Source organism: Paenibacillus sp. 23TSA30-6, from assembly GCF_014858585.1.
GTDB lineage: Bacteria > Bacillota > Bacilli > Paenibacillales > Paenibacillaceae > Paenibacillus.
This window is the reverse complement of the sequence record NZ_SLTL01000001.1, coordinates 347,167-356,306: the sequence shown is the minus strand read 5'-3', so window position 1 is coordinate 356,306 and position 9,140 is coordinate 347,167. Positions and strand designations below refer to the sequence as shown.

At 44.1% G+C, this 9,140-nt stretch carries 10 protein-coding genes and 1 pseudogene; 2 read left to right on the top strand and 9 right to left on the bottom strand.

All coding sequences use genetic code 11. The annotated features are described in order from the left end of the window. Window positions 1-128: 128 nt before the first annotated feature. The gene (gene purU, locus E0698_RS01845; protein ID WP_192510419.1) at window positions 129-1,028 is read right to left on the bottom strand and encodes a formyltetrahydrofolate deformylase; all 900 of its coding nucleotides are present in this window, start codon (window positions 1,026-1,028) and stop codon (window positions 129-131) included. A 22-nt stretch (window positions 1,029-1,050) separates the two neighbouring features. Then, window positions 1,051-2,178 carry a deoxyribonuclease IV gene (locus E0698_RS01840; protein WP_192510418.1) on the bottom strand — a complete coding sequence of 376 codons (1,128 nt, stop codon included), beginning with the start codon at window positions 2,176-2,178 and terminating at the stop codon, window positions 1,051-1,053. Window positions 2,179-2,450: 272 nt separating this feature from the next. On the opposite strand from E0698_RS01840, the gene E0698_RS01835 reads away from it, so the two are divergent. Then, on the top strand, window positions 2,451-3,365 hold the full coding sequence (locus E0698_RS01835; RefSeq protein WP_192510417.1) for a TIGR01777 family oxidoreductase: 915 nt from the start codon (window positions 2,451-2,453) through the stop codon (window positions 3,363-3,365). Window positions 3,366-3,502: 137 nt separating this feature from the next. On the opposite strand, the gene E0698_RS01830 is transcribed toward E0698_RS01835, so the two are convergent. The 5 genes and pseudogenes from E0698_RS01830 to E0698_RS01820 form a co-directional block, all read right to left on the bottom strand. Beyond that, window positions 3,503-3,853, bottom strand: a complete 351-nt coding sequence (locus tag E0698_RS01830) for a hypothetical protein (protein ID WP_134910683.1) — start codon at window positions 3,851-3,853, stop codon at window positions 3,503-3,505. A 14-nt stretch (window positions 3,854-3,867) separates the two neighbouring features. Beyond that, on the bottom strand, window positions 3,868-4,308 hold the full coding sequence (locus tag E0698_RS26550) for a hypothetical protein (RefSeq protein WP_238353822.1): 441 nt from the start codon (window positions 4,306-4,308) through the stop codon (window positions 3,868-3,870). Between the two features lie 56 nt (window positions 4,309-4,364). Continuing rightward, a pseudogene (locus tag E0698_RS26545) lies at window positions 4,365-5,072 on the bottom strand (WXG100 family type VII secretion target); the annotation flags it as partial. A gap of 311 nt (window positions 5,073-5,383) precedes the next feature. Continuing rightward, window positions 5,384-5,584 (bottom strand): hypothetical protein, encoded by a 201-nt coding sequence (locus tag E0698_RS26540; protein ID WP_238353821.1) that lies wholly within the window; start codon window positions 5,582-5,584, stop codon window positions 5,384-5,386. Next, window positions 5,581-6,033, bottom strand: coding sequence for a hypothetical protein (locus tag E0698_RS01820; protein ID WP_238353820.1), 453 nt, complete (start codon window positions 6,031-6,033; stop codon window positions 5,581-5,583). Before E0698_RS01820 ends, E0698_RS26540 begins: the two co-directional genes overlap by 4 nt. A 275-nt stretch (window positions 6,034-6,308) precedes the next feature. On the opposite strand from E0698_RS01820, the gene E0698_RS01815 reads away from it, so the two are divergent. After that, complete coding sequence (locus E0698_RS01815) at window positions 6,309-6,533, top strand: helix-turn-helix domain-containing protein (protein ID WP_014280414.1); 225 nt, start codon at window positions 6,309-6,311, stop codon at window positions 6,531-6,533. 89 nt (window positions 6,534-6,622) lie between these two features. Here the strand turns inward: E0698_RS01815 and E0698_RS01810 are convergent, their stop codons facing one another. Together E0698_RS01810 and E0698_RS01805 are read right to left on the bottom strand one after the other, a co-directional pair. Then, window positions 6,623-8,518, bottom strand: coding sequence for a DUF6382 domain-containing protein (locus tag E0698_RS01810; RefSeq protein ID WP_192510416.1), 1,896 nt, complete (start codon window positions 8,516-8,518; stop codon window positions 6,623-6,625). A gap of 65 nt (window positions 8,519-8,583) precedes the next feature. Beyond that, window positions 8,584-9,096 carry an A24 family peptidase gene (locus tag E0698_RS01805; protein ID WP_192510415.1) on the bottom strand — a complete coding sequence of 171 codons (513 nt, stop codon included), beginning with the start codon at window positions 9,094-9,096 and terminating at the stop codon, window positions 8,584-8,586. Window positions 9,097-9,140 lie beyond the last annotated feature (44 nt).

Sequence of the window (9,140 nt, the reverse complement as noted above, 5' to 3'; positions counted from 1 at the left end):
TCCTCACCAAACGCTCACGTATATCCTACTCAAAAACAAGGGCTATCCCAAGCAGCCATTTCATGGCTTTTGGGACAGCCCCTTGCTTGTAAGAAGTATGAACTCTTATATTTTAAAAAATATAAAAATCAGTTAAAAACGACCGTTTTATTTTCATGAACCAAAATTCGGTCCTCCGCATGCCACTTCACGGCTCTTGCCAAAACGACTCGCTCAATAGTGCGACCGATCCGTTTTAACTCATTGACATCATCTCCGTGGCTTACCCGCTGTACGTCCTGCTCGATGATCGGGCCGCCGTCCAGTTCCTCAGTTACATAATGCGCGGTTGCGCCAATAATTTTCACACCGCGATTATAGGCTTGGGCATATGGCTTCCCACCCACGAATGCAGGCAGGAACGAATGATGGATATTAATGATCCGGTTGCGGTAATGCTCAATAAACTTGGGTGAAATAATCTGCATGTACCGGGCCAAAATAATGACGTCGATATCTTCACCAATGACCTCTAGTTGACGGCGTTCCGCCTCCGGTTTGGTATCGGCTGTCACCGGAATATGGTTATACGGAATGCCGAACGATTCCACATACTCCTTCATATCTGGATGATTGCTGACCACCAGAGAAATATCCGCGTCCAGATCCCCTGCCTGCCATTGCCACAATAGCTCCACCAGACAATGATCTTCTTTGGAAACGAAAATGGCGAGCTTTTTCTTGCGGCTGACCGCTGAAATCGTCCACTCCATCCGGAATTGTTCCGCAACTGTGGCAAAATCCTGCTCCAGTTGGGGCTGGGCTTCACTCAAGTTTGGCAAATCAAATTCAACCCGCATAAAAAACATACCGCCGGACGGGTCCATCGTGTATTGATCAGATTGAACAATGTTGGCGCCATGCTCGTACAAAAAGCGAGACACGGCCGCTACAATACCCGGGCCATCAGGACAGGATACGAGCATACGCGCACGGTTTTCATGCGCAGATTGAGTACTGTTTGGCTGATGTTTTACGTGAAGTTCCATGTGGCTACAATTCCCCCTTGGCTTATACCGTCACTGGCAAATGACTGCTGGCAAACCAGGCAATCAGACGGTGATTAATATGTTCTTCGCTCAACTCCGGAAACAATGCTGCTTCCGTTACCATGTCATACAGACGTTCCAGCGGCTCGCGCGGATCAGCTTTTTTCGCTTTGTCATCATTTTTCAATAGCGTCCAGGTATCCAGCACAAAGTTACGCACGTCCACATCCTGTTTTTTGAAAAACGAATGCAACTGCTCTACCTGACCCAAAAATTCATCGCCAAAACGCTCCTTCACATTCCCGCGAAGCAAAGCGATTTCAACCTCATACATTGGACGCTGAGTTTTGGCTTCCTTTCCGATCCATGGCGTTTCCAAAATAAATGGACGTCCTTGAAGTGCTTCATGATGCACCACATTATGAATGGTCTGATAGCCAATCCAGCCAGATCCAATCGGAGTATGACGATCTTTATGAGCGCCAACCGCATTTTTACTGTCATTAACGTGAACCACAGCGATACGATCCAGCCCGACAATACGATCAAATTGCTCCAGCACGCCGTCCAGATCATTCACAATGTCATAGCCCGCATCGTGAATGTGACAGGTATCCATACAGACAGTAAGACGCTCGTTGTACTCTACTTTATCTATAATGGAGGCAATTTCTTCGAAGCTGCGGCCCATTTCGGTGCCTTTGCCTGCCATCGTTTCCAGCGCAATGTTAACATCCGTCTCCTTCACACCGTTCAGTACCTCGTTCAAGCCATCAGCAATACGCTGAATCCCGTACTCTGCATCCTTATCGGTAAAAGCGCCCGGATGAAGCACGATGTTTTTCACGCCGATCGCGTGGGTGCGACGAATTTCCTCCTGAAGAAAGCTAACTGCCAGCTCATAGGTATTTTCTTTGTAAGAGCCGAGATTGATAATATACGGGGCATGCACCACGATATCATCCATCCCTTTTTCAGCCATCAACTGCTTGCCTTCCTCCAGATACATGGATTCCATCGGCTTACGACGCGTGTTTTGCGGTGCCCCCGTGTATATCATGAACGAGCTGGACCCGTAAGAAGACGCTTCTTTTGTAGCGTTGAGCAGACCCTTGTCCGAGAAGGACACATGAGAACCAATTTTCAGCATGATTCGGTTTCATCCCCTTATCCTTGTTATTCTGTTATGCTTGTCTTATTTTGATTTAATCATTTTAACGTGATTATTGAAATCAAACAACATGGCTTTTATGGTAGTGCACACACAAAACAGGATTACACGTAAGGGAAACGAGGTAAACGAAAGCATGGATTGACATCCTTTAGCGTATACAGGTACATTCGAATGAGGTTTTTTTCTCAAAAAGGGTTATATTCTATAACATATATATTTTTTGCGAATCGGAAGGAGAGTCAAACTCCATGAACATCGTCATATGCGGAGGTACTGGATTAGTAGGGTGTGCGATGACCAAAAGCTTGCTCAACGACGGGCATACGGTGAAGGTAATCACCCGTAAACCCATGGTAGGTCACGAAGCGAGCCCACGCTTGCAATATATGAGCTGGAACGAACTGAAACAAAAGCCTGAATCATTAGAGGGCACAGACGCGGCCATTAATTTAGCAGGAGAGACGCTGAATCAGCGCTGGACGGACAAGTCCAAGCAAAGAATTCTCCAATCACGCCTGCTGTCTGTTGCCAAATTGGCCCAAGCACTAAATGCTCTGCAAAAAAAGCCGGAAGTTATCATTCAGGCTTCGGCTGTCGCCGCCTACGGTACATCTCTTACTGAAACGTTCGATGAAACCAGCCCGCGCCGTTCGGAAGACTTTCTATCTCAAGTGGTCGAGCAGTGGGAGGAAGCCGCCAACGCCTACCCTTCCGATACCCGGTTAATCAAGCTGCGCATTAGTCTCGTACTGGACAGCAAACGCGGTGCATTTCCACTGATGAAGCTGCCTTACAGCTTCGGATTCGGCGGCAAAATAGGCAGCGGTAACCAATGGATGAGTTGGATACATATTGAGGATATCGTCCGCCTGATCACCCACTGCATCCATACGCCGGATATCACCAGGGCTGTGAACGCATCATCACCATACCCGTTGACGAATGACCAGTTCGGGGAAACCGTGGCCGAGGTATACCGCCGTCCACACTGGTTTCCCGTTCCCGGCGTTCTCGTACAAAAGCTAGTCGGTGAGATGAGTACCCTCGTATTGGACGGTCAAAAAGTAATCCCGCGCAAGGCGCTGGAGCATGGATTTCAGTTTAACTATCCTTCACTGAAGGAAGCTCTGGAGGAACTACATTCTCCTCATAAGCAGCATTGAATTTAAAAAGAGGAACTCTGGACTGATAAGATCTTTATCAGCTTAGGGTTCCTCTTTTATTTAGGTATGAAATATTTTCACACAAGATGATTTTAGTTACATATTGGAGAGCTATGACAGATTGCTTGCAATGCCTATTAACCTATGCCTCCAGCTATCCTTTCAACTATTTCTTTATCAAAATCATCAAGCTCAGTCATCAGCATTTCATATTGTTTTATAGATTCCGAAGTGTTCAATACTCGAAGCACAGCAATACTATAGTGTCCAAGAGTATCAATACCAAAAAGCTTGTTTACCTTGGGATCTCTGAACTGGCTAATATGTTTCAATTTTTCGATTATTTTCTCACTACACAGCTTCTTTTTAGCTATCTGACTCATAGCATTCAGCTGAACCTGATTATGATGGATATCCAAACATTCCACCAATTGATCGTCACTTATTTTTCCCTCTCGTATTTCTTTAGATAAAGTAAGTAGCTTCATTTTATGATCTCCATTCAATCTAGTTTAACTGGCCCATAATTCTCCAAAAGATACTGCCGTTCATCCCTGTAATTGTTCCAGAGGTGCTCTGCAAGTTCCTTATTTCCAATCCTCTCTGCTTCTTTTATCTCCACCATATAAGCTCTAAGCTCCATGATAATCCTACTTTTGAATTCATATGTTACATCCAAACTAGGAAATCCTTTAGCCTTATCATCAAGGAAATGTTGATACTCATGTCGCAATGCACTAATTGAAGCATCCTCATATATATTCAGTTGTCCGGGCTTGCCGGATCCTTTGGGGGCATATGCCATAATATCTCTATCCAGAATCCTAACTTCAACTCCGGCTTCTTGTGTATTTTTAATAATGTTATTCCACTCTTCTGGATGAGAAAGTCGGGCGGGGCCATATATATCCCTGAACGGGTCAGCATCATTCTTACCTAACATAGTATCAGATAATCGATTCGAAGTCCCTCAACTTGAATAGTAGCTCCAGATTTCACCTCATATTTTATTGACGATCCCAATCCAATCTTGGGCTTGATTACTGAACTAACTCCTCCAAATAATCCAGCTGTACCGATCATATTAGTCCAGTGTTCCTTTGACCATGCATTGGTGGGATTAAAGGCCCCCTGGATCATACCCGTTACTCCAAATGTACCGAAATTGAGCATGTCATTCCATGAATCGTTTTGTTTAGCTGCTCGTTCCATATATCCTTGATACATTCCTTTTGGAATACCATATGACATATAATCTAGGAAGCTCCATACCGAATCGAATTTCTTCTCATAGCGCACCGAATTGGCGGCTACAAAATCCTCACCCAGCTCGGTCAAGCTATCTGCCGATTTCTGGAACGCGTTTCGTGTATCTGGAGCAGGAACGGCACATGAATTAGGTGGAGGCGGTAAGCAACTTGCATCTATTTTCCCTGCTTCCATCAGATCCGCTAATCTGAATTTATCCGCATGGTGACGTAACTCCCTCGCAATGGAATCCGTCAGGGTAACAAAGTCATTCATATTCTTTTGAACGCTATGAAAATCATAGTAAAAGCGTTGCTTCGTTGTACCATCCCATGATTGTTCCATAAAAGAAATGCGCTGTGTCAATTGATTATTCATCTGATTCGCCGTTTTCTGTGCAAGCTCAAATTGCTTGGAGACAGACATCAGTTGTTCCGGTGTCACTTTAATGGTTGTCATAATTCACCTCGGTTCAAGTTCGTTATGACATGATAGCATTATTCAAATTCATGGAAAACCGTCTCAATTCCTAATTGTTATAAGAAAAATACATCTTTTTGCCTGTATCAAAAGACTCAGTCCCGAGTATCAGCAAATCGTCATTCACACGTTCTTTTCACAAGAAGAATGAGTAATCGAAGACTAATCCATTTACCGTCGCAAGTCTTGAGAAAAAGTTTACCGTCAATGAGTCTTCCGGTTTTGTACATAGATAAGCTCCTTTACGGAATAGAGGGATTGTTGATATCTTCTATTCGTTTATGTACTTCTCAAAGGAAAGACAGACTTGTTTCATCCTCAGCACGTTCTATCGCCTGAATCAAAGTCATCAAAGGTTTTTCAAGTTTATATTGAATGACTTTTTCACACGTACCACCAGCAGTTTCCCACTCCCAAAACGCAATAATGTCCACGGGTTCAAGGAAATATAAAGTTAAGGCATTCACTGGATTTACAGTGTACAGTTTCATAAATTCCTCGTCTGAAAGTTGATTATACGTAAGATATTGCTCTTGCATCGCGCTAAAAGAAGAAGTGTACTTTCTTCGTTCACATTAACCATTCGATTAACAAAGTCATTTCGTCTTTCAACTGTATTCAGTATAATTTGTATAGCATTTCGAGTACGCGAAGCATCAGAAGTAATACTGAGCATATTAATTAGATCATTAGTAGTGAGATCAGAATTATATGGGGCTTGCTCAATAATATATGTCCATTTATCGTCACATCCATTTTGAAATACTCGAATAGCGTCTGAAACGTTATAGCCAATCGTTTGCCATTTTCGATTAAGCACGTCCATAATGTGGTAATAATACAACTCTGTTTCTTCACTACTTACTTCTTGTCCCCAAACTTGTCGAATGCAAATAATGTTTTTAATGTCTTGTTTGTTGAATTTATATCTTGTAATCATAAGTATCATCTCCAGTTCTATTCTGGTAAAATGGCCATAGCAAAGCTAGGGTGCTGTACATCATTTTTTTAGGATGATATGATATAGCTTAGCTTTGTTTCACCAGTTTCTCTTTAAAACACTTTTTTTCACTTTGTCGCATATATTTACGACTTATTATAAATGATATCACCAACCTTTTTATTATTCAACTGTTTTCACGTAATTATTTCCGACTTGTTGGAATTATATCATATTTTTTTATGTTACCTGGTACTAAAGAAGGAGAATGATAAATGATTAGTTTTGAACCATTACAAATAACTTTAATTAAAAAGAAAATCTCTAAAATGGAGTTTATAAAACTAATGAATATTTCCCCGTCAACTGCCGCTAAAATGTGGCGTAACGAGTACATAGCTATGAAAATTATCGACGATATATGTAACAAGCTAGAATGTAATTTGACAGATGTCATTGAACATACTCCAGATGATAAATTGAATCAAAATACTCAATAGCTACCCCCAACTTAAACGTCAAAAAGAAGCCCAATACATTAAACGGGCTTCTTTTTCTTCTATACACACATAAATAAACTACCCTTCACTCAAGAGGCATTGGAAGAAGATTTAAAAGATTCCAGCCGATAAGTATAGGATACTCCGGCTATTTTAAAAGTGTCTCCGTCCTTCATAACATACTCCTTATATGGCACCATTGGCTCTCCGTTCAGAACGGTTCCGTTCGTCGAGGACAAATCCTTGACGATGTGACCTTGTCCTTCTGCATCAATACAAAGCTCAATATGAGAACGGGACGCTCCCTCCGTATGCTCCATAAACTGTACCAATTGTGGCTCTCTTCCGATGAAGAAGCTGCCTGCAACAAATTGGTCCGACTGCAATCGGATGCGCTCGGCCGCTCCACTTCCCGGTGGCTTGCGTTCCAGACAGGCAATCGGTGATTGCTGAACGTGTGGAATATGTACCCCTTTATCTGCACGAAGCAGCACCGTTTCTTGCCTTGATGTAGCATTTAGCAGCTCCGTCACACCAGACAGCGACTTATAATATGCCTCGCTGGTATCACTCGCTTCCAAATCATTTCTCCGATCCGCACCTACCCCCTGTGGCTTGTGCAAGTCGTGAAGTGCAGAAGCTTTACCTCTTTCTCCCGCATTCTGGCTACCCATATTTTCGGACTCGGAGTCAGGAAAAGACCAGCGCCAGCTTTCCTGTCCTTGATCACCTGAATTGGAAGAGTGCTTGTCCCTATTCTGATGCCCTGCTACGAATCCGGTTAGCTTATCGACCTGATAACGGTCATTTTTCCGCTGTGCAGGAGAAGCTGCGCCAAGCCATTCCGAATCCAGCACAGGAACTGAATCGGCATAGGCATACGACGAAACGCTCTTGCACCCCCATTTTCCCGTCCAGCTCATATAAGCAACGGCTGCGAGTACCAAGGTCAGCACAACGGAAATAACCAGCGGCACCGTATCTGGATGGTCCAAATAAATATAGCGCCACACGATAGCCGAAGCGAGAAGACAGCCTAAAGCAATGTACGTTTTATACTTCTGCAACGCAGGCTCCGTTTCTTCAATTTCTACATCTGCCTCATCATTCTCCTGGGGCTTCACGGACGGCTTGAGCCGATTGATCCGTTTAAGGTCCTGAATCTCCTGAAGCATCTCCTGATCCTCATGCATTTTTTTCTGAGATCTCTGGCTCCTTGAGGCGAAGAATTTAGATTCTTCTCCTTGCTCATATCCCGCTCGGCTCGTTGTATGATCGGCTGACGGAAAAGATTTTCCGTATACATCTTTTGAATGTAATCCGTCACGCTCTCCTTGAACTCCCATTCGAACACGGGTATCTCTGCTGCGTCCTTCTCCATCTTCACTTTGAGGCCTAAAGCTGTCTGCACCGACCGTCATCCCTTGCAGCAGCAGCTCCTTCAACGCTCTCGGATCAAATTCATTCTTGTCGCACAGTTCAAATATGCGCTGCATATGGTCCCCTTGAAAATGAACCACACGCGTCATCAAGCGAATAACCAATTGCTTAAATTGGCTCCCAGCCTGTCCTTCATACAGTACACCCTGCAAAGGAACATAGGTTAAACTGACGTTTTCCCTTGAGCCTGAACCGCTCATAAAGATATAATCCTCATGCAAAATAAATTGGCGCATATCCAGCATATACTGCGGACTACGATGGAGGGCATCCGCCACTTCAAAAAGAATCCGATAGAAATCGGAAGTCGACACTCCCCCTCCCTTCCATACCTGGGACAGCATACGTTGACCGGAAATATCGTAGTGCAGCTCCACCTGAAAATCGACGTCCTTGATTCTCAGCTCCAGAAGACCGGGAATCCGATTGCCAGTCATCATTCCGGTTTGCACGGAATTTAAATCATCGGTCTTAAGCCCGCCTTCCTTGTTCAAAATCATAAATGTCCCGCCGTTGCGGGCAAAATCCCTGCTTAAACCAAACAATTCATGACCTCCTTAGCATTTTCCCGATCCCCGTGAGCACCATCATATATACCCAACTGCTTAAGTTATGGCAAAAAATAAAGATAAGCACTGATCGCTCCCGGAATGACGGCGGTCATAAAAGGAAACCTGAGGTGTGCCTCCCTCCCGTTCGTCAGCGCCTTGCCGCTACGAAACAGAAAGAATCCTCCCAGATTAAAAGCCACACGCCTCAATCTCATCATGGTTTCCCGTCTCCACAGCAGGATCACCAAACCAATAATACCTGCGAAAAAAATCGAATAGAGAGCCGACTGCCATGCAAAAGCAGCCCCCGTCCATGCTCCGATCAAGCCAAACAGCTTCACATCGCCTGCACCGACAGCTCCCATCCAGTACAGAATCAACATGAAGCCGAATCCCGTCCCCAATCCAGCCGCTGCAAATAAAAATCCATGCCATCCTCCAAACATCGTATTAAACAGCACGCCCATCGCCATGCCGGGCAGCGTAAGCTTGTTAGGAATTTTCATACTACGTAAATCCGTCACCAGCGCAATCGCCAGCAAAACACCACATACGATATACATCCACGTCAATGCAATTCCCCCCTAATGATAAGCACGAAGCGTTTCAAACCTTT